The 26,835-nt window shown below is 54.1% G+C and carries 17 protein-coding genes and 1 other RNA gene; 8 read left to right on the plus strand and 10 right to left on the minus strand.

Annotation, left to right across the window (positions count from 1 at the left end):
• Positions 1-82: 82 nt before the first annotated feature.
• From B3K78_RS00585 to B3K78_RS00595, 3 genes are all read right to left on the minus strand, one after another.
• A complete protein-coding gene (locus tag B3K78_RS00585) occupies positions 83-3,382 on the minus strand; it encodes an InlB B-repeat-containing protein (RefSeq protein ID WP_286693912.1) in 3,300 nt (1,099 codons plus the stop codon).
• Between the two features lie 50 nt (positions 3,383-3,432).
• On the minus strand, positions 3,433-6,480 hold the full coding sequence (locus tag B3K78_RS00590) for a hypothetical protein (protein ID WP_286693913.1): 3,048 nt from the start codon (positions 6,478-6,480) through the stop codon (positions 3,433-3,435).
• 213 nt (positions 6,481-6,693) lie between these two features.
• Complete coding sequence (locus tag B3K78_RS00595) at positions 6,694-9,558, minus strand: response regulator (protein WP_286693914.1); 2,865 nt, start codon at positions 9,556-9,558, stop codon at positions 6,694-6,696.
• A gap of 233 nt (positions 9,559-9,791) precedes the next feature.
• Between B3K78_RS00595 and B3K78_RS00600 the strand changes: the two genes are divergently transcribed.
• Together B3K78_RS00600 and B3K78_RS00605 are read left to right on the plus strand one after the other, a co-directional pair.
• Entirely contained in the window at positions 9,792-10,979 is a 1,188-nt protein-coding gene (locus B3K78_RS00600) for an MFS transporter (RefSeq protein WP_286693915.1), read from the plus strand.
• 59 nt (positions 10,980-11,038) lie between these two features.
• The gene (locus tag B3K78_RS00605; protein ID WP_286693916.1) at positions 11,039-12,097 is read left to right on the plus strand and encodes a permease; all 1,059 of its coding nucleotides are present in this window, start codon (positions 11,039-11,041) and stop codon (positions 12,095-12,097) included.
• Here B3K78_RS00605 and B3K78_RS00610 read toward each other — a convergent pair.
• Positions 12,094-14,358, minus strand: a complete 2,265-nt coding sequence (locus B3K78_RS00610) for a mechanosensitive ion channel domain-containing protein (protein WP_286694012.1) — start codon at positions 14,356-14,358, stop codon at positions 12,094-12,096. The genes B3K78_RS00605 and B3K78_RS00610 overlap by 4 nt on opposite strands.
• 511 nt (positions 14,359-14,869) lie before the next feature.
• On the opposite strand from B3K78_RS00610, the gene nhaD reads away from it, so the two are divergent.
• Positions 14,870-16,267: a sodium:proton antiporter NhaD gene (nhaD, locus tag B3K78_RS00615; protein ID WP_027875095.1), complete on the plus strand. Its 1,398-nt coding sequence runs from the start codon at positions 14,870-14,872 to the stop codon at positions 16,265-16,267.
• Positions 16,268-16,388: 121 nt separating this feature from the next.
• Here the strand turns inward: nhaD and B3K78_RS00620 are convergent, their stop codons facing one another.
• Positions 16,389-17,831, minus strand: coding sequence for a P-loop NTPase fold protein (locus tag B3K78_RS00620; RefSeq protein ID WP_286693917.1), 1,443 nt, complete (start codon positions 17,829-17,831; stop codon positions 16,389-16,391).
• Positions 17,832-18,339: 508 nt separating this feature from the next.
• On the opposite strand from B3K78_RS00620, the gene B3K78_RS00625 reads away from it, so the two are divergent.
• Entirely contained in the window at positions 18,340-18,735 is a 396-nt protein-coding gene (locus B3K78_RS00625; protein ID WP_286693918.1) for a DUF4124 domain-containing protein, read from the plus strand.
• A 46-nt stretch (positions 18,736-18,781) separates the two neighbouring features.
• Here the strand turns inward: B3K78_RS00625 and ssrA are convergent.
• Positions 18,782-19,139, minus strand: a transfer-messenger RNA (tmRNA) gene (gene ssrA, locus B3K78_RS00630).
• Positions 19,140-19,192: 53 nt separating this feature from the next.
• Complete coding sequence (gene ppx / locus B3K78_RS00635) at positions 19,193-20,701, minus strand: exopolyphosphatase (RefSeq protein ID WP_286693919.1); 1,509 nt, start codon at positions 20,699-20,701, stop codon at positions 19,193-19,195.
• A gap of 141 nt (positions 20,702-20,842) precedes the next feature.
• On the opposite strand from ppx, the gene ppk1 reads away from it, so the two are divergent.
• A complete protein-coding gene (ppk1, locus tag B3K78_RS00640) occupies positions 20,843-22,969 on the plus strand; it encodes a polyphosphate kinase 1 (protein WP_286693920.1) in 2,127 nt (708 codons plus the stop codon).
• Between the two features lie 3 nt (positions 22,970-22,972).
• Here ppk1 and B3K78_RS00645 read toward each other — a convergent pair whose 3' ends face one another.
• The 3 genes from B3K78_RS00645 to smpB are packed head-to-tail and all read right to left on the minus strand — an operon-like array spanning position 22,973 to position 24,620.
• Complete coding sequence (locus tag B3K78_RS00645) at positions 22,973-23,596, minus strand: class I SAM-dependent methyltransferase (protein ID WP_286693921.1); 624 nt, start codon at positions 23,594-23,596, stop codon at positions 22,973-22,975.
• A gap of 27 nt (positions 23,597-23,623) precedes the next feature.
• On the minus strand, positions 23,624-24,121 hold the full coding sequence (locus tag B3K78_RS00650; protein ID WP_286693922.1) for a SixA phosphatase family protein: 498 nt from the start codon (positions 24,119-24,121) through the stop codon (positions 23,624-23,626).
• A gap of 19 nt (positions 24,122-24,140) precedes the next feature.
• Positions 24,141-24,620, minus strand: coding sequence for an SsrA-binding protein SmpB (gene smpB / locus B3K78_RS00655; protein WP_286693923.1), 480 nt, complete (start codon positions 24,618-24,620; stop codon positions 24,141-24,143).
• An 86-nt stretch (positions 24,621-24,706) separates the two neighbouring features.
• On the opposite strand from smpB, the gene B3K78_RS00660 reads away from it, so the two are divergent.
• The 3 genes from B3K78_RS00660 to B3K78_RS00670 are packed head-to-tail and all read left to right on the plus strand — an operon-like array spanning position 24,707 to position 26,835.
• Positions 24,707-26,077, plus strand: coding sequence for an SLC5/6 family protein (locus B3K78_RS00660; RefSeq protein WP_286693924.1), 1,371 nt, complete (start codon positions 24,707-24,709; stop codon positions 26,075-26,077).
• A gap of 22 nt (positions 26,078-26,099) precedes the next feature.
• Positions 26,100-26,531, plus strand: a complete 432-nt coding sequence (locus B3K78_RS00665) for a type II toxin-antitoxin system RatA family toxin (RefSeq protein WP_286693925.1) — start codon at positions 26,100-26,102, stop codon at positions 26,529-26,531.
• Complete coding sequence (locus tag B3K78_RS00670; protein ID WP_204996137.1) at positions 26,524-26,835, plus strand: RnfH family protein; 312 nt, start codon at positions 26,524-26,526, stop codon at positions 26,833-26,835. The genes B3K78_RS00665 and B3K78_RS00670 overlap by 8 nt, the downstream gene beginning before the upstream one ends.

Genomic DNA, 26,835 nt, shown 5'->3' on the forward strand with positions numbered 1-26,835 from the left:
GTGCATCTCAATTAGTGTTAACAGACCCTAGTTAAACTTTACTGCGATGTCAGCCGCCAGTAGTTACTGGCGGCTGACATCGTTATAGCTTGTTAAATTCTGCTGTGGCATTTGTATCTTCATTGAGAGTGATGGTGCAATTACCTGTTGTTCCAGAGCAATGAGCGGGTGCTGTCCAGCCGCCGAACTCATCATCTGTTGTCATCGGTGTCGCTCTGAGTGTGACGGTGCTCCCAATTGGATAGCTGGCGCTACATGGCCCGGATGAGCAGTCCATCGAAAATTGGCCATCACTCACCATGCCCTCACCGCTTCCCGATAAGTTAACCGTAAGGGTTGCCATGTCAGAGCTATTTGTTTCGATGAAAGTCACTATAGCTTCATGATGCTGGTCAATGGTGAGGTGGCAGTCATCATTATCTGCGCTGCCATTGCAGGCACCGCTCCAACGAACGATATCACTGGATGTGTCAGGCACTGCAAACAGAGAAACCATACTTCCGCTGGTATAGGTTTGAGAGCACGGTGAACGGTCATTGTCGCAGATGAGTCGTTCCTCGTAGTCACCGGATGTGCCTGATCGCCCCTCAACTCTCAGTATCAACGTATAGGCTCTCGCGATTGGTTGGAAGCTGGCGGTGACTTGGCTATCGGCATTGATGGTGAAACGGCACTGGCTATTGCCAGCTGCAAATGAACAATCGCCACCCCACCGAACGAACTCAAAGCCTTCATGAGCCTCAGCGACTAGCGTTACTTCGCTCCCCCTGGAATAGGTATCTTGGCAAGCATTTGTCCCGCCTCCGTTTTGCTCGCAGCCGCTAATGCTACCAGTACCATTAACCTGGCCTCCGGGGTTCTCCACGCTGACTTCCAGTGTGTAAAGTGGGCTGAAGCGCGCCGTGATCTCCCTAGCTTGGTTATGGTTCAGGCTACAGCTGGTATCTGCTTCGGTACATGGTGCGCTCCAACTCGTAAACGCAAAGCCCGCAGTGGGAGTGGCGCTCAGTTTCAGAGACTGCCCTAATAGGAAGTCTTGGTGGCAGCTGCCACCCTTGTCGCTGCAGTCAATGCCCTCGGGCTGGCTGGTGACAGATCCTTCCCCGTCGATGTTTATTGTTAGTGGTGCGGAGGCACCAAAGTTCACGCCCACGTTCACATCCTCATCTATTGTTAGCGTGCATTCACCGTATTGTTGGTCGGCGCAAGGGCCTGTCCAACTGTGAAATGCCATGCCTTGCGAGGGTTGTGCTCGAAGTGTTACTGAACTACCTCTAGGGAAACGGCGCTGACACTGGTCATCGTTGTTGCCGCTGCCAAAACAAGCAATTCCAGAGGGCGCGCTCACAACTTCTCCGCCACCGCTATTAGAGACGCTGAGTGTTGGCGAAGGAGAAAAGTATGCCTGCTGGTAATAATGCGCATTGTCTATCACCTTGAATGAGCATTGCTTGCTGAGCTGATCGCCTTCCAGGCAATTAATGGGGTACCACGAAGAAAATTCCCAGCCGTCGGCAGCTTCCGCATGCAGTACTACCGTACTGCCGCCATTAAATTCACCCGAGCAGGCTTCCCTGTCTGGACGGTCTTCATGTGATCGCGCATCGCAGTCAATTTGAGTGCTGGAATCGCGTACTGCACCAAAGCCGCTTATGTAGGAGGCGACAACGTTTGCTGGATAGGGGAAGCTGGCTCTCAATTGTGATTTGTTCGTCAAAGAAATTGTGCCGTTGTCCTCCCGGCGCACGCTGCAGGTGGGGGTACTATTGCAAGGTTCTACGCTGACCAAATCCGAGGGTACAGACCAGTCTACGGCAATTGATTGGCCGTCTCGAAAAGCAGAAAAAGTCACTGTTTCGGCTGACCCAATGCGCAGGCTGCAATTCTCATCATCGCTGCTGCACTGAAGCGCTTTTGCGGTAACGCTGTCATCCGGCTGGCCTGAAACTTCAACACCTAAGATATAAGCGCAAGAATCCAGATAGTCTTCGACTTCACCACCCTCGTGTACCATGGCGACACCTACTTGTCCTGTGAGCAAGGGGCTGCCGGTAAGTTGCAGCCTTAGATAACCCTGGCCGTGCCCCGCGCCTAGGTAGTCCTCTAGCTTGAGGTAGGCATAACGAATCGGCCCGAAACTGGCGCTCCAGTTTTCGACGGGTATATTCTTGCCCACCCAGTCTCCGCTATCAAAGCGTACCGTGTAGTCAGTGCCAGGAGCCTCTCCGTCAATATCTTCAAGGGGCCCGGATTTCTGAAAAACTTGTAAATACACGGTTCGCGGATTCGTGCCTGGTACTACTTTGTAACTCACTTTTACCCAGCTTGATGTGCCGCAACTTCGTAACCCATCGTCACTGCTATCACCCTGGCGTGGCTGGCTTTCACCCGCAACCGAATCTCCTAGCCAAAAGTCGAAATAGTTATTCCCGGTGTTAAAAGCTACTTCAGGCCGTAGATGTTTTTGCTCAAGTCCAGCATTGGCGTCGTTAAAATCCGGTAAGCCAATACGGTAAAACAGTGCGGCAGAATAGGCGGAAAAGTGTGGAGCTGAGAATGCTAGTCTGACAACTTTGTCATAGCTACCTGACTGGATTGCAGATAGCGCTGATTCTGGAATTACTTCACCATTTTTATCGACCAGTATGCCACTGGCCTCATTCTGCCAGAGTCCGGTATCGGCATTAAAGGAGGTCATGGCTACGTCGATTTGGTCGTTTCCTGGGGTAGCATCGTAATACTGTCTAAGGTTATGCGGGTTTACGTCAACGGTAATTGAAAGAGGTGGATTAAACTGCGAAAGGCGTTGGCCGTTACTGTCAGTGGCGCCGAACCACCAGTACCCGCCCGACGTAAAGGGGTCGCTTGCAGTAGTGGCCACACCGGGAAAAGCTGAAAGATCATCGGCGCGAAAGCCAGCTGCCCAAAGTTGGCTTAATGAATCCGGGATTGATGCGACACTAATCCCTTCACCCTGGGCGCGACCATTGGTAACCACCAGTGCCGCCGAATTCAAGTCGGGAAAGATGATTGGTGGTAATGTGTCACTTTGGGGCGCAGCTAGATTGAACGTCATGCCTTGGCTCAGTGCTGCACCATTATCGAGTACTGCATCCGCGCGTAGCCGGTAGCTCATATCGCTAACCGGGAATTGATAGTGACCCTCGGCGTCACTGCGTGTCGTCGCTATCGCGTTATTGTCGCTGTCAAATAGCGTTATTGTTAAATCGCTGAGAGGCTCGCCAGAGTCTAAACGCACAACACCGGCTACTGAACTGGGTAGCTCCGTGCCGCTACTACCGCCCGAGGAGCCACCTTTGTCATTGCAGCCAAGCATCAAGCCACTTGCGATGAGTGCTACTGAAAGTGTTTTAAGGTTCATGGTCGTACCCCTGACGGTGATTGCTTCGGGGCATCACTGCCCCGTAGTACTTACTTAGTTTCCAATTGCAGTTCCAGCTCGATAATCCCACCGCCGGTGTAGCTGCCTTCTTTTGGAGGCTCTATTTGCGATATGTCCGGCATGCCGTAGCCTTCTTTATCGATGATGCCTGGCGTAATCAAAAAATTACCCAGCAAACTTATGACGACAAGGTCTGTGTGGCCTGCTTCGGCCCCTGCTAAAGTGAACGTCTCGTCAATAATTATCAGTTCGTTCGGGTCTTTACATACTGCGTTTACCAATTGTGGCGAGCGTGGGCTACCTTCCTCATCGAATACCCCGGTGGGGTTATCGTCGCTAGGCTCAACAGGTTGACCATTTCGAAAGCGCGAAACAGTGGCGGTAACGGGGGTTAAAATGATATAGCCATCTAGGTTGCTACACTGGAGTGAACCCGATAAACGCAGAGTCGTTTCCTCTTCAATATCTAGGTAGTAAAAACCACTGACGCCGGTATTCGCTGAGGCCTCAGCGCATTCCACGTAGTCACCGTTATCATCCTGAATGCTCTTGCAATCGGTTTGCAGGTTGGCATCTAGCTTGACTGACAGTCCGCCTTCCGCAGTACTGCCAAATATTGCCGAGCCCGTTGATGAAGCTGAAAAGCTATAGCTCGGGCAGCTTTCGTTTGGCGACTCGCCAATGGCGTTGTAACGGGTAGACTGGTGATACAGGCTGCTGTTCAGGGTTTCCTGTTTCGTTTGCCAGAGTTCTGACTGGTCGGGTATATCGGGCGGAGCGATAATGTCTGTCTCATCGACAATTAATGTTTCAGATTGGGTGCCGTCATGCTCACCCGTCGGGCAAACGGGATTCGGATCATCTGGGTCGCTGGTGCCATAGTATCCGTTGCCATCAGTGGTAAAAGCGGCAATAGGATAAAGAATCTTACGCAGACAATCCGGTTGCACGCTGACCTCTACCTCATCCTCAACATCGCTGTTTGCGGTTGCTACAGCGCTCACATTGAAGCTTCCGGGGTTGGCGGGTGCGCGAACAGTAATGCTGAGTTCATCGCTGTCTACTACGCTTGCGCCAAAGACATCCCATACGACAGACTGTTCATTGTCGGCAAAGCCATCGAGTGTTGCGGAAAAGACGATGCTGTCGCCAGGTTTCACACAGTCTTTTTCGTAGTTGATAGTCAGTGTTCCCTCGTTAAGTATTTTTACGATTTCATCCCTTGATGAGTCGAGGGGTTCGAGCATTTTCCCGGTGGGGAAAAGGCGCAGTTCAAAGGGATATTTTTTAGATTCGGTACTGGTTTTGAGGGTGAATACAACGCGGTCATTGTCGTAGTGGACCGTGTTCTGCAATACCGCAGCCGAAGCGGGAATAACCTCAATACCAATTTGGTCTCGAGAATAAGCGCCATCGGGCCGAGACGCTTCGACGGTGATTACCTCGCCGGGCTCTTTTACACTTATTGATGCCACGTTGCTAACGACATCGGCACGACCTGTGGTTACGTTTCGCGAAGCTTTTTTGCTGGAGCCAAATTCAGATTCGCGAATGACCAACTCGATCTCTGCATCGCCAAGACGCTTGCCAATGAATTCCCTGTCGCGTTGTGATGTCCATACGATGGCGCTACCGTTGATATTCGCCTGGCTCCAGCGGTCTTCTGAAACATCGATTAAACCGAAGCTTTGTTTTTCAACGCAGACTGTCAAAAAGTCTGAGGCTTCTTCAATCGCACTGTTCATGGTGTCCTGTATTGCGAGTGAGACACCACCCAGTAAGTCATCTGCCACGGACACTCCGTTGAGCTTTCCAGCGGGTACGCGTTTTCCAATTGCGGGCCCCCCTAGAATCGTTGCGGCAGCGAATGCATGGTTCACCACATCTTTGCTGAAATTGTGAGAGCGGCTAAAGGCCTCGGCTTTGGCATCTGTTACCTGGCCAAGCAAGGTTTCTGGGCGGTCCTCATGCCACAAAGTCGGGGTTACGGTAAACGTCAGTGTGCCCCAGTTGGAAGGCAGGAGGTCTGTCACTATTCCGTAGCTGGTTTGTAGCGCAAGGCCTGCAGCGCCCACAATCCCGGCAGCTGCTTTCACCGCGGGGTGAGGAATCAGGCCGATAGAGCCCGCAGCGGTGTTGATCGAACTGAAAACTTCATTGGCAACCGCCTGTGAGTTGGCTATGCGCATTACCGGGGCGATGTCGTCGGCTCCAGCAAAGTCATAGCTCAACGAAGGAAGGGTGATTTCACAGCTAGCGCTGCCATTGCGAAGCTGTCTTGTGCGCGTTTCGGCTTGTCCAGCCTGTTGTGTCAGAGTGAGCGGGGGAAGCATCGCGAACTGTGTGAGTTGTTCGGCATAAGCTCCTTCCAAGTCGATGGCTGTCAGAAGGCGTTCTGTCAGAAGGTCATCGTCGGCAGCGGCGTCCTGCAGAGTCGGAATAATCGCTTCTGGGCCGCCTTCAAACATAATTTGATAGAGCTTCAGCAGGTAGAGGGATTCATCCAGGTCGCGTAGCTGAGTATTTCGGATCGTTTGTGGGTCTTGTCCATATATTTCGATGACTGCTTCCAGCCAGTTCTCCAAGGTGTCCGCCAGGGCAGAGGCGGCGGCGGGGTTTGCCTCTGGCAGCGCTTGAATGACAAAGCTTTGTCGTTGGCAGTAGCGCACACCATCACCTAGCTCAAGTTCAACCGTGCCACCGTCGAGGTCGCCATTGGGGTTGATAGGAACCGAGAACTCAAGGCTTCCCTCCTCGCTAGGGATATTTCTAAGCAACGCCAAGCCGTAACTGGGTTCGCCATCTGAACTGTCAGAAATGACCCTTATCGTCGCGTGATCCATCATTTCTGGGGGAACATTGGCAATGCGGACGATATCTCCGACCGTGCCCTGGTTGTTTGATAGAGATACTGCGCAGTCGCGCTGGGTGCTACCGAAAGGCTTGCGGACCACCTCGGCAAAAAACGCCTCAGGTTCCAGCGGTGGTGAAGTGCTTTTGCCTCCGCCGCCGCCACCGCCGCCACAGGCACTGGTTATTGCGATGATGAGGATGGTCACCCATGTACGTGTCTGCATAGCGGAAATCCCTTTTTGCTAGAACGACGCTTCTAGCCTGCTGGACAGTGGTTAGGGAAGTTATTGTCGTTTAGCCGGTGCCACGAGCAAACACTAGGGCAGTCGGAGGAAGAGCCGAACTATTACAGAAAAGCCATATTTATCAGTTGGTTATACATGTTGCTAACAGTCATAACGTGGATGGTAAAAACTGGTAACAACCGAGAATGAGGCTTACTGGGAGATAAATACTCGGGGGTTGACCGAGCGCAGGGCCTCAATGCGGGCCAGCAGATTTTGCAGCTCGACCCCGGAGGCGGGTAAATGCTGCTCAACATGCCGAACGGTGCTGATAATACGATCAACGTTAGGTCGCTTTGGTAGAGAAGCGAGCGAAGTATAGCGGTCAAACGTTCTAGACCGAGCGGTACTGCCGTCAAGTTGCACACGCCACTGCCCTGATTGTTCGGCGAGCTGAATTCGACTGCGGCCATCTTCTTCCCAGCATCTAACGGCTTCTCGCATAGCGGCGACTAGCAAACTACGGGGGCTCTGTTGTGAGTGCTTGGTGGGCCAAAGCAGCAAGCGTCTTTGTCCCTGTAGAGGCAGATTCAGCTCGGCTTGCTCGCGCCCTGATGCAATGGCTTTCTTTCCTGATTCATTCCCCAGCAGCAGTTTACCCTGAGTATTAGTCACTACTACCGGGCGATCGCTCCGTAGCAGCTCGTTGATAATGTGGTCCTGCTCTTGCTCTTCCAGTCGTTGCAGCCAGCGATGACGATAGTTTTCGCGTAGCGCCAACTGAGCTTCGGCGCGGTTGCACAACTCCAAAGGCTCACACGGCTTGACCAGAAAGTCATTGGCGCCCAGCAATAAGGCCCGTTGTTGGTCGCTTTCCGCTTGGCGAGCTGAGAGAACCAGAATCGGTAAGCGACTCGGGCTGTAGTGCTGGCGCAACATTTCTACTATTTCAAAGCCGGAAACAGCGGGCATCATTAGGTCTAAGACTAGTAGTGCGGGTGGTCGGTCGTTGATCAGTGATAAGGCGTCATCTACCCGGCTTTTTGCAATAACGGGGTAGTCCAGCGAGCTTAGAACCTGTGTGAGTGTGTCGAGGATACAGCCATCATCGTCGACCAGTAATATGTAGTCAGACTCGGGCAGAGAGTCTGCTATTGGTGCACGCGTGCTTGGCGGACTGTCCTGACTCGGCGCTCTTACGGGTGCAGTTTGTTGTGTCAGTGAGGCCTGCGGGAGCAAAAAATGGCAGTCGGTGCCGATGCCTAGCGTCGAGTTAATTTCCAAGGCAGAACCATGTGCGTGCAGTATTCCATGGCTAATAGGTAGGCCGAGGCCTACGCCCTCGCTGGCGATTGAGCCTTGTTGGTAGCGCTGGCGCGCGAGCTGCAACTGCTTGCTGCCCATGCCTGGGCCAGTATCCCGCACTCCTATCCGAATTGCCCCCTCACAGGGGTATGCGTAGAGTGTTATGTCGCCCTCAGCGGTGAACTTAACGGCATTGCCGAGTAAGTTGTAGAGTACCTGGCGCAGCCGCTTGGGGTCGGCGCGAACGGCTAGCATATCGTCAGTTAGGTCGATGACGATGCGCAGATCGCGATGGCGTATCATTGGAGAGAATAATTGTTGAAGAGTTTCAAATTCGTCGCGCACTGCCAGCGGGGTGGCCTGGACATGAATACCCTGATGGCGCATACGCGTTAGGTCCATCAGGTCGTCTACTAGCAATGCTAATCTGCGTGCGGTATCGCCGATTAAAGCGGCGTTGTGCCCTCGTTGATCGTCTACTTGGCTGTCTATGCCCGCGAGCCCAATAATGGTTTGTAGGGGGGTGCGAAGCTCGTGGGATGTATTGGCTAAGAACTCATCCTTTACGGCCTCTGCCTGCTCTAGTTGCCGCACTAAATCCACCGATTTCTTATAATCCCTAGCACTTTGGCGGGCCAATAACAGGCCCTGCCAGACAAGACAGATAACCATGCCTGTAGGGCCGAGATTTCCTAAGTACTGACCCTGAAAATCCACCGCAATATCGCGCATCACGGTGATAAATAAAATGCCGTAAACCACGGTCAGTGAGAGAGCCCCTGGACGCTTGTGTTTTGCAGCTAGAAAGGTGGCGTATAGAACATACGCCGACATTAGTAGTGCTGCGCACTCCATTAACCAAAATAGTAGAGCTAACGGGCGCCCATCTACCACAATGCAGGCAATAAGAAAGAGGCCGGCAATCACTCGCCACCACTGACGGGGGCGACGGTGAAATTCATCGGGAAATAGCAGTGAGCTGAACTCGGTCAGGCCAAGAATCGCCAGAGGTATCATCGCCCATCGCAGCGCTAAGTCAGGGGCTAGTCCCCAATGTTTTAGCAATAAGCTGAGCCATTGTTCTCCACCTAAGCCAGAGAATATGGCAACAGACAGGCACGTTAGCCCGAAGAAAAGTTGCGCAGCATAAACCCGGCGTGCGGCGGCGAACTGAGCCAGTTGTATAAAAGCCATCAAGGCTAGTAACCCTGATTGAAAGCCTTCAATAGCGAGCGCGCGAGCGCGGGATTCATACATGCTGTCGGCGTTACCGATGCGAGGCGGGGAGCGCATGCCACCCGCCATAAATTGCTGATTGTAAACATCAACTTCGATAGTGCTTACACTGCCTTGAGGCTGAAACTGTATGTAGTGGGGATAGCGCTCGGCGGCCCCGTCTGCGCGGTAGTGACCTGTGGCCAGCAGCATTTGGCCGTTTACGTAAAGGCGGTAACTATCGTAGGGGCGGGGTAGACGCAGAACCAGAGGATGGGTGAGCTCAGGGTGATTCACATGCACGTAATAGCGAACAGACGCGCTGCCGGGGATGGGCTGGCCGGCTAGCTTCTTGTTGTACCAAGTGCCCGGTATCGACAGCACGCCATTGGCGTCATCATGTGTTGCGCACCACGGGCCCGCTAAGGCAACAAAGGGTTCAGCATGTCCATCCCAATCAAAATGGCACGCCGTTTCTGCATATGTCGCAGTAGAAAATAGCAGCAGTATACCGACGATACTCCCTGCTACGACGTTGGTAAGGCGGGTCGTGTTCACAGCCATCCATGGTGCCACATACGGTTTATATCACCGAAGGTTATTTATAGCAGCGATCATAGCTGAAGGAGAATTGCCTTGCTAGGTAGGTAAAACGCAGTAAAAAATATGATTCGCTGCTCAGTTTCCATAGCGCCTTGCTGGGTGGCCGCTGCCGAGATTGCACTGCTATAGAGAGTTGTTTATTGTCGCCCGGGTAGAAAACCTTCCCGACGCCCTAACAGGATCCCACTATGGCGAGTGCCTCACCTGAGTTGCCTTCACCGGCCTTCAGCCTTGCGCCGTTGATGTTTCAAAACTTTAGCTGCACCTTGGCGATCATGGCCTTTGTTGCCCTGGTGGGCCCAGTAGCGCGTATTTTGTCGCTTGAGCCCTGGCATATCGGTGCCGCCATGACGATGGGGGGATTCACCTGGATCCTGTGCGCACGTTGGTGGGGCGGCCTGAGTGACCGCCACGGCCGCAGGCCGATTATGTTGATCGGGCTAACAGGTTTTACGGTGAGTTATTTTGGCCTGTGCTTGTTTATCGACCTGTCACTGCGCCACCAATTACTGCCGATGCTAGCCTTTCTCGGTCTGGTTGTCGGGCGGGTGGTGGTGGGCCTGTTCTACGCCGCGGTGCCGGCCACGGCAGCCGCTACGGTTGCAGACAATGTCGAGCCGGATAAGCGCGCCGGAGCTATGGCACTACTCGGCGCAGCCAGTGGCGCGGGCATGGTGATCGGGCCGGGCTTCGTCGGCTTGTTGGCGCCCTACGGGCTGGGTTTTCCCATGTACGTGACCGCCGTTCTTCCCGTCTTGGCGCTGGTGCTGGTGTGGTGGCGTATTCCTCGGCAACCGCCTCAGGCGGCGCCGGTAACGCGCGCCCCCAAGCTGCAGGATAGTCGCCTGCGACGCCCCATTGTGGTGGCCTTCTCTGCGGCATTTTCGGTCTCTATTGCTCAGGTCACGGTGGGCTTTTTTGCCCTGGATCAGCTCGGGCTTCCCGCGCCCGAGGCCGCTCAGGTAGCTGGTATTGCGCTAACGGTGGTGGGCGTGGCGTTAATTACTTCGCAGAGTATTTTGCGCAAATTATCCCAGCCGCCGGCGCGGCTAATTCGCATCGGGGCACTGGTGTCGGCCTGTGGTTTTATGGTCAGCGTGTGGGTTGAATCAGTGTGGGGCTTGTGGGCGTGTTTTGGTTTGGCGGCCGCCGGGATGGGCTGGGTATATCCCTCGGTGTCGGCGCTGGCGGCAAACTCGGTTTCTTCAGAAGAGCAGGGCGCTGCTGCCGGTACGGTCACCGCGGCGCAGGGCGTCGGCGTGGTCGTCGGGCCTATGTTGGGCACGTTTATTTATGCTTTTCATGCCACCGCGCCGTATGTGATGGTCGCGGTATTACTGCTGGCGATCAGCCTCTGGGTTGAACAAAACGACTAGCATTGCAGAGCCTTCGGGGTTTTGATTCACTGTGAGCGAGCCGTGAATTGGAGCGCCGAATGTCTACTTGCGATACCTCCCACCACAATAATTCACCCTCTTGCCACAGCAAGCGGTCCTTTGATGTGTTGCTGTGGGGCTCTATGGCAATTGTCGCTGTACTGTACGCGCTGGCGCTGGTGGCCAGCGACGCCCTGCCCACTTGGCTGCACACCGCAGCGGAGGCCACCGAAAACCTGGTGAATACCATGTGGTGGGGCATGGCTCTGGGGGTAGTGATGCTCTCGCTGTTAACGCGCATACCGCGAGAGTTTGTAATAAGCGTATTGGGCGCCGGTGGCGGTTTCACCGGCATTGTTCGGGCCACCGCGGCAGGCGTGCTGCTCGACCTGTGTAATCACGGCATATTAATGGTGGGTGCCAAACTCTATGAGCGCGGCGCCAGCCTGGGGCAAGTGATGGCCTTTCTTATCGCCAGCCCCTGGAACTCCTTTTCCCTCACCTTGATATTGGTCGCCCTGATCGGGCTGAAGTGGACGGTCGTGTTCATTCTTGCATCGGTGCTAATTGCCGTGATTAGTGGCTGCTTGTTTGATGCATTGGTGCGGCGCGGGGTATTGCCCACTAACCCCAACACGCTTGCGCTGCCCGAAAATTTCGACTTTTGGTCGCAGGCAAGGGCAGGCCTGCGCGACACGCGTTTTGATAAGCGCTTTGTATTCACCATGTTTGTCGATGGCATAAAAGAGTCGCGTATGGTGATGCGCTGGGTGTTGTTTGGCATTGTGCTTGCCGTTGCCCTAAAGAGCTTTGTGCCGGCGGATATCTTTTCCAGTTATTTCGGGCCGAGCTTATTGGGCCTGGGGGCAACGATTGTGGCGGCCACGATTATCGAGGTGTGCTCCGAAGGCTCCACGCCGATTGCGGCAGACCTGTTAACCAGAGCGAACGCCCCCGGAAACAGTTTTGCGTTTTTAATGACGGGCGCAAGCACCGACTACACCGAAATTATGGTGATGAAGGAGCGCACCGCCAGCTGGAAGGCGGCGTTGTTTTTGCCGCTGCTGACGGTGCCACAAATTGTGCTGGTCGCCTTGGTGATGAATGCCGGTGGCTAGCGCGCCGAATCCTGACTGGCCACAACATCACCATCGCTGCTGGCCAAGCGCACATTGGCGGCTGGTGCGTCGCCGTTCTTGTCCTCGCCAAAATACAAGGTGGTATGCGGGAAGGGGATTTCAATGCCGGCGTCGTCAAAGTGCATTTTCACCAAGCGATTGTAGGCGCGGCCAACGGCCCACTGCATACCGGGCGCGGTTTTGATCAATACGCGAATGTTTACCGAGCTGTCGGCCAGTGCCGACACGCCCGCCACTTGCATTGGTTCGAGAATGTCTTGCTTGTGCTCACCGCTTGTCAACTCCTCAAAGGCCGCCTGTAAGTGCTCAATGGCTTTGTCGATATTCTCGCGATAGGCGATGCCGTATTCGCCAAGGTGGTAAGCAAAGTCGCGCGTATAGTTCGACACCGCATCCACCGACGAGAAGGGCACAATATGGTAGGTGCCGAACAGGTCACGCAAGGCAACCGAGCGAATGCCCACGCGTTCAACTGTGCCTTCATGGCCGCCAGCGTGCACGTAGTCGCCGGTGTTCATGGCATTTTCCAGTTGTATAAATATGCCGTTGATCACGTCCTGCACAAGTTTTTGCGCGCCAAAGCCGACCGCTAGGCCGAGCACCCCGGCACCCGCGATCAGTGGGCCGATGTCCACGCCAATTTCCGACAGCACGATCATGGTTGTCATCACAATAATGACCGCAGCAAGGGAGGTGTGGAACAGGCCAAGTAGCGTCTCTGCGCGGGCAGCGCGTGCGGCATTGGCCATGCCCGTGGGGGAAAGGCGGTGTTCGATAAAGCTGGCCAGTGCAATCCACAAGCCGGCGGCCAGGGCGAGGATGAGCAGAATATCAACCAGCGACGACACCGTGCTGCGGCCGACTTCAGTGGCATACCACTGGCCCAGGTCAAACACCGACCAGGCGTCGAGTGACCACACAACAATTGCGGCGGTCACCAGCCCTCGCAGTATCCGTAAACCGGTGGGGATGTAGGTATTCAGGCGTTTTTGAAGGTGGGGCAGTTGCTCATTGATCGACTCAGAAAGCCGCAGCTCCCTGCCGATCAACTGGCGAAGAACAACGAGCAGCAATGCACCCAGACCGGCATAGGTGGCGGTCTGCAAGGTAGCGAGTGCCACAAAGGGCAGGGCGCTTTCGGGCCGCAGCAAACTGGTAAAGACCACCACCAGTGCGTAGGCCAGCGCCAGTAAATGCCAGCTGCGCGCCAGCAGGCGCAGGGCGATGCGGCGGCTGCCCTGATAGTTGGCAGCCCTGCCGAATAGCTGGTCTCGCAAGCGTTTTCGGTTTAGTAAAACGGTGGCGGTGTAGTACAGCGCAGCGAGCAGCACAATGCTGGTGCTCAGCGCGCTGCCGAGCGCCTCCGAGGCATTGGCGTTCACAATCGGCACCAGCACCATAATGCCGTAGCCGGTAAAGCCTGTGATGTTGGCGAAAAACCGATTGCAGTACTTTGCTTGCCGTTGATTAAGCGGCAACAACCGCAGAGCCGGAAAGCGACTGGCAAACAGCGCCCGCAGCACCAGTTTTATTCCCTCAACGATCAAAAACGCATTGAGAAACAGCGCAAGGCGAGTGCTATCGGCGCCGGCCTCGGCAGACAGCTGCGAGGCAATAACGTGACCCGACGCATAGGCCAGCAACACCGTTGCTAAATCCACCAGCCCGGCGGCGCTTACCGCGGCCACGGTTCTCAGCATGGCGAATTTGCGGGACCCGCGCACCGCCCAATCATCAATACCAGCAAACAGCGACTTGGCGGCGCGATGCAGAATAAAAAACAGCGCGAATGTCGCGAATGCCAGCAGGGCCAGGTGGCTTGCGGCGCGAACAATAGCGGCCAAATCGACGCGGTGTTTGTCGTCGCTGTGAGTCAGCGCCTCGACGCTTGTTGCCAGCGTCGCCAGCTGCTGTTTGAAATTCTCGCCAGCGGCAGCGGTTAGTGTTGCAAGCTGGCGGGCAAGTGAGTCTTTACTACCGCTGGCATCGCTGTTCGAGGGCGATGTATCGTCCTCTGACGATGCTTGCTCTTTGTCGGGGGCGTCGCTGGTATTTACTGCCTTGGATGGGTTGCGCAACTGCTCAATCAACGCGTTGCGGGCGCCTTCGTTCTCAAGTAACTCTGCGAGGACCGACGAGCTATCACTGGTCGTCGGCGGTGCTGCGTGAAGGGTATGCCCGGAAAAGAGGAGTGGAATGAATAGAAGGGCGATCAAGCGCGTTGCTGGTCGCAGTGACATCACGATTATTCTCCTTATCGCTGGCGATTTTTTGTGGATACCTGCCTCCCAAGTAACGAACAATATGTTGGTGCTATTGGGGCTGTGTCAGCGGGGCGTTGAGAAAGTTCCATTGAGCAGAGCATAGGCATCTGCGCATTGTGGTTGCCGAATTGAGTCGGTTTTCACGCCGGATCTTGCGCTAGATCAATGCGCAGCCTGCTAAAGCTGCTACCTTCCGCGCCAAGTTTTTCAGCCGTAACAGTGCAGTTTGTCGCAGCAGTCCTTCGCCTTGTACAAAAGTCGAATAGTGCGTCCGCCACAGTAGGCGTATAGTCCCGGCGATTGTCGCCGGTTCAACCTGAGTTGTGTCCTTTCGTGCCCCTATTCGGCTCGCACACGCCGTGTCGCTGAGTCACGTCCACCTTGTTACCGGCGAGCGAACGCCCCGTCATCTCGACATACCCGATCGCGATTTTTCGGTCGACGGCCCGTTCCAAGCAGAATTTTTACACCATATGGGAGAACCTTAATGAAACGAGGAATAGTGTTTGCTATTGCCTGGCTAACGGCTATTGCGGCGCAGGCGTCAGAGGCGCATACCACCGCAATGGACCTTACCCAGCACTGGGTGGGCTTTGTTGCCATTGCAGTATTTGTCGCCGCGTATGTGCTGGTGATCTTGGAAGAGCAAATACACCTGCGCAAATCCAAACCCGTGCTGCTCGCCGCAGGTATTATTTGGATGCTCATTGCCGTGGTCTACAACGGCAACGGGCGACCCCACGAGGTGGAGGTGGCAATTCGCCACAACTTCCTGGAATACGCCGAGCTATTCTTCTTTCTGCTGGTAGCAATGACCTACATAAACGCCATGCTGGAACGCGGCGTATTTGAGGCGCTGCGTAACTGGCTGGTGGCGCGGGGCTTTAGTTACCGCGCGCTGTTTTGGCTAACGGGTATTCTGGCCTTCTTTATATCCCCCATTGCCGACAACCTCACCACGGCATTAATTATGTGTGCGGTGGTGTTGGCGGTAGGCGTCGGCCAGCCCAAGTTCGTGGCCATTGCCTGTATTAACATCGTGGTGGGCGCCAATGCGGGGGGCGCGTTCAGCCCCTTTGGCGACATCACCACGTTGATGGTGTGGCAAAAAGGCGTTATTGAATTTAAAGAATTCTTTGTGCTGTTTGTCCCCAGTGCGGTGAACTTCCTGTTGCCTGCCGTCATCATGCAATTTGCCCTGCCCAGCGGCACGCCGCCAGCATCGGGCGGCAGCCAGGTACAAATGAAATATGGCGGTTTGGTGATTGTTGGCCTGTTCCTGCTGACTATCGTTACTGCTATCAGCTTCCACAACTTCCTGCACATCCCGCCGGTGTTCGGCATGATGACCGGCCTGGCCTACCTCAAGTTCTACGGCTATTACCTTCGCCAAAAATCCAAAAACTGGAATCAGGGAACAGAGAACCCGCCGGGCTCGTCCGACGACCCCTACAACTTCGACGTGTTTGCCAAAATCGCTCACGCCGAATGGGACACCTTGTTCTTCTTCTACGGCGTTATTCTGGCCGTGGGCGGCTTGGGTTTTATCGGCTACCTCAGCGTCGCGTCCGACCTGGTATACGGCGGCTTGGGCAATACCGGCGCCAATATTATGGTGGGTATCATGTCGGCCATCGTCGACAACATCCCGGTTATGTTCGCCGTCCTCACCATGAGCCCCGATATGCCGCACTCACAATGGCTGTTGGTTACCCTGACTGCCGGGGTGGGTGGTAGCTTGCTTTCCATTGGTTCAGCCGCCGGCGTTGCGCTAATGGGCCAGGCAAGAGGCCAATACACCTTCTTCAGTCACCTGAAATGGACGCCAGTTATCGCGCTGGGCTACGGCGCCAGTATCTGGGTTCACTTGCTGATGAATGGTTAAGTTGAACGGGCGGTAAAAAAAAAGGCCAACCCAGATGGGTTGGCCTTTTTAGTTGTTGGAGCCGGGGGGAATTGAGCCCCAGGAAATACTCTTAAATTCGGCCATTTAATGTTCTGTGTGCCTAGCTTGTGGATTTAATGTGGCCAGCCCTGTCGACGGCGTCAAAGTAGTCGTCAAGGCTGGGTCCAGTTTTAATTCTCTTTTCAGAGTCACTTATAGCATCTTCTAAGACGTAGGTCTGCAATTGTATTTTGAAGCTATCTTTGAATTCCTCTTTATTTAGCTCAGTGAACTCTTTTTCTATAAACGAAAAACAATCGAATATCATGTCTGATAGCGTGTAATATTTAGTTATCTCGCGGTTTAGTGAGTTTCGGTCACGAGAAGTGACAAAGCAGTACCGTCTTGAGTCCTTCGTATGCCTATGCCCCATGATTTCTTTTATGTTGCTTAGGTCTTTTTTGTTTTTAAGTATTGTGTAGCTTTCGCTGTGGCGAAGGCTGAGTGCAACCAGGAAACCAAGGATAATCACATGAAACTCTTTTTTATTTTCGTTCCTAGAGAGTATGCAGGCTTCAATTTTGGAGTAGCACTGTTCGGTGTCGCGAAGAGTGAGGTCAAGCTGGTTGAATATTTCAGATAAAAAATGGATTGGGTTGTTGTCAGTTTTGGGGGTTCTGCTTTGTGTGGCCGTTACATAATGTGGAGTATGTAGTTTTTCTAGGATGTTGATTTCGCTGTCTAGATGGTCAAGGTAGAGGTCTAGGCTTGGTTTAGATAGCGTAAAGTACGAATCGAAGAAGCGATTAAGGTAAGTCTTGGCATCAAATCCTAGGCCATATATAGACTTTATGGTGTGAGCGAGTTCATTTGTATTGGTTGCAACCAAAAAATAATATCCGTCGATGTTGAATAAATGCTTCACGCATTCGAGAAGTTCTACAGCGAAGGTCGGTCTGCAACGATCCAGCTCGTCTATCATTACAAATATTGGCGGGTATTTTTTGTTTTCTTCTGGTCCGTCTACAATTGTGTAAAGTTTCTTTAGGGATTTTTTAAAATTTCCAATTACTTTTTTCTTTTCACGGTGCCTTTTTAGTAGGTCGTTATCTCTAGGGGTAATAACGCCTGCTACTGCATTGACAGTATCTTCAGAGAAATCCCTATTTCCAGTTGCGAGAGTTAACCCCATTTTTAAGGCAGACGTTCGATCAATTTTGGACGCTGCGTCAATGATTCTCCGTTTGATGCTGACAAACTCGTTGCTAGAGGGAAGCTGATCCACAAGTTCGCATATAAGGGATTCAAATGGGGTTTCAGAATAGTCATTCTCCCATGCGTTGAATTGAATGACGTAATGATTTTTAGACAGAGATTTTCCGAGCTCTTCTAAAAATACACTTTTTCCCAGTCCCCATTCGGCATCTATATTAATAACGTGGCTGGTTTTTCCGTTTGTATATAATCTTTCCAGAATCGTTTCTAGGTAGTCGCCTTCTTCCTTCCTGTTAAGTTTGTCTTTTTCCCAGGGGGCTAGCTCGTCATTCAGAGATCCATCTGCCATATACTTTCCTTATCATTCCCCAGTCGTTATGCCCCATGTAAGACGCTAGCCATATTGGGTTTTTTAGCATCTGTGAAGCAAAGATATGTCTTATCTGGTATCACTCCCTGTATTTTACGCCCGATTTATCGAGGGCAGGAAGCCATACTCGTTTTCGAAACGGTTGGTCTGAGGCCCAGCGTCTTCCGAATTGAGGGTCAGTAAATGCGAATTCATCATGTTGGTGCAAGCAGCTCTGAGCTGGAAGCGCCTCGATGGCTTTTTGAATGAAGATGGATTTTCCGCTTGCCTGATGAGGTCTTAGGCTCTTTGAGTCGCCCATGTACGAGTGCATCCTTGATTGCTGCGTAGCCTCCTTCAATGGAGACGTTTTTCATCTTAACTCAAGCCAACCCAAGGAGCGAAACCTCGCTCCAATGTCTAAAGCGCTTGTCGTTTCTGGGTGTATCGTTGGCGTTGAGTCGCTACTATGCCTGCAATAGTTGGTGACGGTTCGTAGGGAGGCGAAATGAAGTGGCTATGGATAGCGGTGGTGTTGATGGCGGGGGTTGCCCAAGCCGCTGTGTATGAATGGGTGGACGAGGCGGGGCAGAAGCAATTCTCAGATGAACCGCCGAATAATGGGTTGCCCTACAAGCGCCGCAACATTGATACCCCGCCTGTTCACGTGGTGCCGGCTACGCCTGTACCGAAGCCGAGGCAGAGCCCGGCCAACGCGCGAAGTACCGCCCACGTTATTAAGAAGACGCCTCGGTCGCAGGGTGGTGCAAGGTGTAAGCGCTATGAAGCTGAGATTGAGCGTATAGAGAAGAGAATGCGCAATGGCTATCGCGGCGATGAAGGGAATCGCCTGAAGCGTTCGCGTCGCTACTACTCGGATAAATACTACAAAGAGTGCCGTTGAGCAGGCATAAAAAAAGGCAACCTGAGATCAGGTCGCCTTTTTCAATTGGTGGAGCCGGGGGGAATTGAACCCCCGTCCGCCAGTCCGCCGCTCGGGGCTCTACATGCTTAGCTTCCGTTTATTGATTTAGCCGCTTACAGCCCAACGGTCAGGACGTAGTTGGCGATTCTGATTAAAGGTTTCGCTGATCGGTCTCAGACAAACGTCACAGCTAGCTTGTTCTATCTGACGGTTGCGTCCCGTTTACAAGCATCCGGTAGCAACCGCTAACGGGGTTTAGGCCGCTAGAGCGTAGTTGTCGTCGTTGGCAACTATAAGTTAACAGCTTTGGATTTACGTGATTCGCTGTCCTCACGGCATGCACCACAGAGTTTTGTAACCGGCGTCGAATCCAAATCGGCCCCGAAATCTGCAATAGCGTATCGTACCACTTCGACTACAGCGGCACTAGCAAAGTTCATTGCTTGGGGTCTTGGGGCTGAATTTTTAGCTGGATGTTCACGCTTTTAGCAAGCAGCTCGGCTTCGTCGCAGAGGTCGGCGGCGGTGAGTGGGTTGGCGTCCAGCCAGCTTTGGGGCACGTTTAGCTCGATAAGGTCGGGTTCGGGGCTCTGCAGGGTGATATCGTGGGTGAGTTCGAAGGCCTGGCGGCGTCGGTAAAACAGGCAGGCCAGGCGCAGTAGGCTGATCATTACCCAGTCGGGCGTGACGCCGTATTCGGCAATACCCAGACTTTTGGGTTTGCGGCGGTGGTTGAGTACCAGCATGCTGAGCCGCGCTTGTTCTTGTCTGGAAAAGCCCGACAAGTCGGCATTCTTCAGTATGTAAGCGCCGTGCTTGTGGTAGCCGCCGTGGGCAATGGCCAGCCCGAGTTCATGCAATTGCGCGGCCCAGACCAGCAGTTTTTCCGCCTCTTGGTAGTCGCTGTTCATGCGCGGCTCCAGCGCGGGCAGCCAGCGTTTGCACAGTTGGGCGACGCGGTCACCCTGGAGGGGGTCGATGTGGTACTGCTCGATGAGTTGGCGAATGGTTTCGTCGCGGCGGTCTTTGTGGTGCAGCCGGCCGGCCAGGTCGTAAATAATGCCTTCGCGCACGGCGTAGCTGGAGATATGCAGCTCGGGTATGTCCATTTCTTTGAACAGGGCATAGAGCACGGCAAAGCCGCCGGGGATAACGTCGCGGCGGTCGTCGCTGAGTCCGGGCAGTTGCAGTTCGCTGGTGTGGCTGGCTTTTAGCAGCTGTTGTTTGATGGCTTGCATGGCGTCGCGGGTAATTTGCCCGGTGTCGCACAGCGCCATTTCGGCGGCGATTTTGCTGATGGCGCGTATGGTGCCGGAGGAGCCGACCACTTCCTGCCATTGGTCTTTGTACTGTTCTACATAGGGGGAGATGAGCTGGCGGGCGGCGTTGACGGCGCGCTTAAAGGCCTTCTCGCTAATGTCGCCGTTGTTGAAAAAGCGCATGCTGTAGCTCACGCAGCCCATCGGCAGGCTTTCCAGCAGCTTGGGGTTTTGCTTGCCGGCAACAAGCTCGGTGGAGCCGCCGCCAATATCGATAACCAGGCGTTTTTGCTTTTCTACCGCGAGGTCATTGGCCACGCCAAGATAGACCAGCCGGGCTTCTTCTGTACCCGAGATAATGTTGATGGGCAGGCCGAGTATGGCTTCGGCGCGCTGCATAAAGTCGCTGGCGTTGCTGGCGGCGCGCAGGGTATTGGTGCCGACTATTCTCACCTGGCTGCGCGGCACGCCGCGAAGGCGGTTGGCGACTTTGGCCAGGCTGTCGAGGGCGCGCTGCTGGGCGTCTTCGCTCAGTACGCCGTCGTCGTTTAGGCCCGCGGCAAGGCGCACCATATCTTTGTGGCGGTCGATAATGCGAAGTTTGTCGTCTTGAAAACTGGCAATCAGAAGGTGAAAGCTGTTTGAGCCGAGGTCCAGCGCAGCGTAAGAATCGGTGTTTTGTGCCATGTATTAATTCCCAATGCGAAGGCTGAGTGTAAGGCCTGTGCAAGGTAATTGCGACCGTCGTACACTGTAATACTGCTGACATGTATAACAACTAAGCTCGCGCGCGACGTTGTGTTTTATTGAAGGGTAAGGGTTGCTGATATGGCGGAGTCGAACACCGATAAAGCGTGGATAGCCAAGGAGCTGAGCTGGCTGTCGTTTAATGATCGCGTGTTGCAGGAAGCGGCCGATCCGTCAGTGCCGATTATTCAGCGCATTCGTTACCTCGGTATTTTTTCCAACAACCTGGATGAGTTCTTTCGTGTTCGTGTTGCCGATGTGCGTCGTCTGGCCGCGTTCTCCACGCCCTCTAAGCAAGAAGAATACAAGCAGCTGTTGGAAGAGATTCGCCAGAAGGTGTTGAAGCTGCAACATCGCTTTGAGTCGACCTATAACGCCAACCTTAAAGAACTGCGCCGCCGCAAGATTTACGTTATCAACGAGAAGCAGCTCGACGATTCTCAGATTGAGTATGTGCGCAATTATTTCCATGCCCACATTCAGCAAGAGCTGGTGCCGATCGTTTTGGACGAAGCCAACCCAATGCCGGAGTTGAATGACGCGTCGATCTATTTGGCGATTAAGCTGAGCTATCAGGGGCAGACGCGCTTTGCCTTGCTTGAAGTGCCCACCACGCGGATCGAGCGCTTCGTGCGCATTCCCGGGCGCAACGGTAAAAAAGGCAAGGTGCTAATTGCCCTGGAGAATATGATTCGCGTGTGCCTGCCGCAGGTTTTTCGTGGCGTGTTCCCGCTGGACTCGGCAGAGGCCTATACCATTAAGCTAACGCGCGATGCAGAGCTGGAGCTTGGCGAGGAAGTGACGCAAACCTTTGTGGAGAAAATGACGCAAAGTTTGAAGCGTCGTCGCAAAGGCGATCCGGTGCGTTTTGTTTACGATGCGCAAATGCCTAATGACATGTTGGAGTACCTTGTGCGCCGCCTGGGGCTGGGCCGTTTGGACTCCATGATTCCCGGCGGGCGGTACCACAACTCCAAAGACTTTATGCGCTTTCCCAACCTGGGGCCGGCCTATCTCGATAGCAAGTCGCTGCCGAAAATCCGCGTGCCCGAGATTGATGCGGCGGACAATATTCTCAGCTGCATGCGCGAGCGCGACCTTCTGCTGTTTTATCCGTATCACAGCTTTGACTACCTGACCGATTTGCTGAAGACCGCCGCCATCGACCCGGCAGTTAAGTCTATTCGCATCAGTCTGTACCGGGTTGCCTCCAACTCACATGTTGTGGACGCGCTGCTCAATGCGGTGGCCAACCACAAGGAAGTTACGGTGGTGGTTGAATTGCAGGCGCGTTTTGATGAAGAGGCGAATATTGCCCTTTCGCAGCGCCTGACCGATGGTGGTGTTAACGTCATTTTGGGTGTGCCGGGCTTGAAGGTGCACAGCAAGTTGATCTCTATTAGCCGCCAGGAAGGCAGCGTTCAGAAATACTACAGCCACGTGGGAACCGGTAACTTCAACGAGAAGACCGCTGAGGTATATACCGACTTCAGCCTGCTTACCTACGACCAAGCCATTGGCGATGAGGTGGCGAAGGTCTTTGACTTTATTGCCTACACCTACAAGCGGCACAACTTCCAGCACCTTGCAGTTTCGCCGCTGAATAGCCGCGATAGAGTGATTGAAAATGTTCAGGCAGAGATCGATGCGGCCAAGCGCGGCGATGAGTGTGGCATAACGCTTAAGTGCAATAATCTGGTTGATCGCGAACTGGTCGACAAGCTGTATGAGGCGAGCCAGGCCGGTGTGCCGATACGCTTGATTGTGCGGGGCATGTGCTCCTTGGTGCCGGGCGTGAAGGGCTTGAGTGAAAATATAGAAGCCATCAGTATTGTCGACGGCTTTTTGGAGCACCCTCGGGTGTATATATTCCGCAATAGCGGCAAGCCTCGTTACTATATTTCATCGGCGGACTTAATGACGCGCAATATCGACTTCCGCGTTGAGGTCACTTGCCCGATATACAGCCCCGAGCTTCAGCAGCGCATTCAGAACATTATCGATATTCAGTGGGCCGACAATGTGAAGGCGCGGGTGATTGATCCCAGCCAAACTAACGCCTTTCGTCCGCGCAAGAAGAGTTCACCAAGAGTGCGCTCACAGTTGCAGATACATAGTTATCTGGAATCGGGCAAACTGCCGCGCTTAGCTAAGCTGGACTATAAAGCGCGCCCGCAAGGCAAAAAAGCTAAGAAGAAGCGCAGCTAACGTTTAGGCTTTAATAACCAGCAATTCGCCGCTCTGCTTTTTGGGGTGGCTCACTTCCCAGTCGATCAATTCGGCGCCAAACGCCTTTTCGCATTTGCGTGCGAGCTTGTGGAAAGGTGGCCTGCCGGGGTCGGCGATAATGATGGTTTTCACGCCGGCAGCGAGAGCCGTTTCAATGGCATTGAAAAGCGGCTGTACCAGCTTTGGCCAAAAGCAAATATCGCCGCCCAGCACCATTTTTTGGCCTTTCATATCGTTGGCGGTGAGTTCTTCATAGCGAGCTACGCGCTGAGTGATGCTGACATCATTGAGCAGGGCGTGGGCATCCAGGTAGGGGAAGACGTGCTCGTCGGCGTCGATGGCTGTCACCTTGGACTTGAACTGCTGCGCGCAGAAAATACCCAGTATTCCCCAGCCGCAGCCGATTTCCATCACTTTGCTGCCGCGGCGGGGAGGGTGTTGTAGCAGGTAGTCCATGATCAAAAATGACGAGCCCCACACCTGGTAGCCGTGAATCTCTGGCTGGGCCAGTGCGCGCTGCATACGGCGAATAAGCTTGTGGCTTTTCTTGAGGATGAGAACATCGTGAACGATGCGAATATTCTTGAGAACTTCTGGCTCGCTCATGCGGCAATGGCTTCCTGGTGCAGCGGCTTAGCGCAATTGTTTGGGGCGTATAAGGTCTTGCAGCTTGGCGCTGTCGGGGCGCAGTTGGTCCCAGTACTCAACGTTGATTTCCAGCTCGACAAAGGTGCAGGTGCCAAGCTGGTCCAGTTTGCCGTCATAGAGATAATTCACTAAGTCGAACAATGCAGGGTTGTGGCCGATAATCAGGGCGTTGTCGTACTGGTTGCCCAGCTCTTTGAGCCAGGTGAGCAGCTGCTGCATGTCGAAGGTGTAGAGGTCTTCGGTGATGTGTATCTCGGCGTGGTCGAAAACATCTGATTCGGTGCGGAAGCGCTGAAGGGTTTCCTGGCAGCGATTGGCGGAGCTGCAAAATACCTGCGGAAACTTTTTATGGTTGCGCTCTAATTGGTGAGCGACCAAGCCGCAGTCTCGTTTCCCGCGGCGGGTCAGCGGGCGCTCGGCATCGTTGAGCTGGTCGTCATCCCAGCTGGATTTGGCATGCCTTAACAAGTAGAGAGTTTTCATCGGCTCGGGCGTGTGTCACTCACGAATTGTGTTGGCGCAGTATGCGCTGTTTCTGGCGGTCCCAGTCGCGATTCTTTTCAGTTTCGCGCTTGTCGTGATCTTTCTTACCCTTGGCCAGGGCGATCTCCGCCTTTATCAAATGCTTTTTCCAGTACAGGGCGGTACACACGCAGGTGTAGCCCTTTTGCTGGGTCGCTTCCTCCAGTCTGCGCAGTTCTCTGCTGTGAAGCAATAGTTTGCGCGTGCGGCCGGGGTCAGTCACAAAATGGGTGGAGGCACTGAGTAGTGGGGTAATATTGCCGCCGAGCAGAAACGCTTCACCGTCTTTTAGCAGCACATAGGTGTCGGTGATCTGCACTTTGCCCTGGCGCAGACTCTTCACTTCCCAGCCTTGCAGCGCCAAGCCCGCCTCAAATTTTTCAGTGAGGTGGTAGTCGTGCTTCGCCTTCTTATTCAGGGCGATCGTGCTGCTAGTGTTCTTGGGTTTCTTTTTGCTCATGGCGGCGATTATAGAGTGACTCGCTGGCAAAACCTATGGCGCTAAGGTAAAAATAGCGCTGCTTTGATGACTTTCGCCGGCGGTATATGGCCCTCAAGAAGAATAAAGTTCAGGGTATCTGGTCAAGTCGCTGGACATTTCTAGCGGCCGCGACCGGCCTTGTTGTGAGTTTGGGTAACTTTTGGAAGGCTCCCCAACAGCTCGCCGCCAATGGTGGCGCGGTATACCTGGTGGCTTACCTCGTCTTCTTGTTGCTGGTGGTGTTGCCGGTGGCTATCGCCGAAGTGCGTATCGCCGTGCGCGCCCGCGCCAACCCCATTCACGCGGTGGATCAAATCGCCCATTTCTCTGGCGCGTTTCGCCACTGGTCCTTGGTCACCCAGCTGGCGGCGCTAACGGCGCTGTTGTTAGCGGCAAACCTGGGGGTTGTTGCCAGTTGGTTGCTGACCTACATAATGAAAATGTCGTCAGGGGTGATGGAGGCGGCGAGCCTCGATACCATCGCGGGCGAATTCCAGCGGCTGCTGACCAGTCCCGAGGAGGCGCGCGGCGCGCACGGTTTTTTTGTGGCGCTGGCGGTGTTGCTGTCGTCGATCAGTGTTAACCGTGGCATGGCCATGGTGCTGCGTATTCTGTTGCCGGTGTTGTTATTGGTCATGCTCAGCTTGCTGTATTTCAGTTATGAGCTGGGGGATTACGGCGCGGCGTGGCGTGCGTTGTTTGATTTCCGCCCGGGAGACTTTTCCTGGCAGGCGCTGCTGTCTGCCCTACAGCAGGCGTTTTATGCCCTCGGTTTAGGCACGGCGGCGCTGATGGCTTACGGGGCGTATTTCCCGTCCGGGCGCTCGATTACCCGCCAGTTGTTGGCCTTGGCTGTTATCGATACTTTGGCGATGCTGCTCGGCGGGCTGATCTTAATCGCCCTGGTCAGCGACCAGCATATTGTGGCAGGCCAGGGGCCAGCATTGCTGTTTATTAGCCTGCCTTACAGCTTTGGCAACTTGGCCTTTGGCGATATTGCCGGTACCGGCTTGTATGTGTTGTTGAGCATTTTGGTGCTGACGACGGTTGTCGCGCTATTTGAGCCCGTAGTGGCCTATTTGGTTGAGCGCTGGGCGTTGCCGCGCTGGGTGGCGGCGGTTGCGGTGGGTTTGTCGGTGTTTGCGGTGGGTGAGCTTTCCCTGGCATCGCTGCAGGTGGCGTCACCGCTGCAGTGGTTCTCGCGAACGGCGATGGAGTGGCTGGATATCGCGGTCGCGAATATTCTGTTGCCGATGTGCGCGCTGTGTTTTGTGTTATTTGCAGCGTGGCGGGTGCCCAAGAATGTCTACGGTGGCCGGGAACACTGGCTGGAGCAGGGCTTTTTTTGGCTTTGGTTGCGTATGTTGCGGTATATTGCGCCGCCAGCGCTGCTTTGCCTGCTATCACTAGGCTTGTATCAGCGCTTACAGCTATAACCCAGTACCGGAAGCCCTCCGCATGAACGATATTCGCCGCAGCGCGCTGCTGCCATACTCAGCAGAATTGATATATCAGCTTATTAACGATGTTGAAGCTTATCCGCAGTATATGGATGGCTGCGTTGGCGCTGAGGTACTGCTGGCGGATGGGTCGATGATGGAGGCGAGGCTGGATTTGTCGCGAGCGGGGATCAAAATGAGCTTTAGTACGCGAAATCAGCTTACGCCGCCGCGCCGCATTGTGCTGGAGCTGCTCGACGGCCCCTTCGAAAAGCTGCGCGGCGAATGGGAGTTACTGGCGCTGGGTGACAAAGCCTGCAAGGTGAGCCTGCATCTGCGATTTGCGTTGAGCAATGCGCTGGCGGGTGCGGCGACGCGTCAATTATTTAATTCTGTGGCCAATAATTTGGTCGATGCCCTGGTTAAACGTGCGAAAGAGCAATATGGATAACAATCAAACAGTACATGTTGAAGTCGCCTATGCACTCGCGGATAAGCAGCGCATTGTGGCGTTAGAGTTACCCGCTGGGTCGACAGTTCGCGATGCGGTAATGCAGTCGGGGCTGGACAGCCAGTTTCCCGAGCTGGATTTGTCCAGTGCGGATGTGGGGATTTTTGGCAAGGTGGTGAGCAAGCCTGATGCGCAGGCGCTCAACGATGGCGAGCGCGTGGAGATCTACCGGCCGCTGATCGCCGACCCGAAAGAGGTTCGCAAACAGCGGGCGGCTAAAGCCAAGGCTCGCAAGCAGGCTTGA

The sequence above is a fragment of the Spongiibacter sp. UBA1325 genome (assembly GCF_002306875.1).
Classification (GTDB): domain Bacteria; phylum Pseudomonadota; class Gammaproteobacteria; order Pseudomonadales; family Spongiibacteraceae; genus Spongiibacter; species Spongiibacter marinus.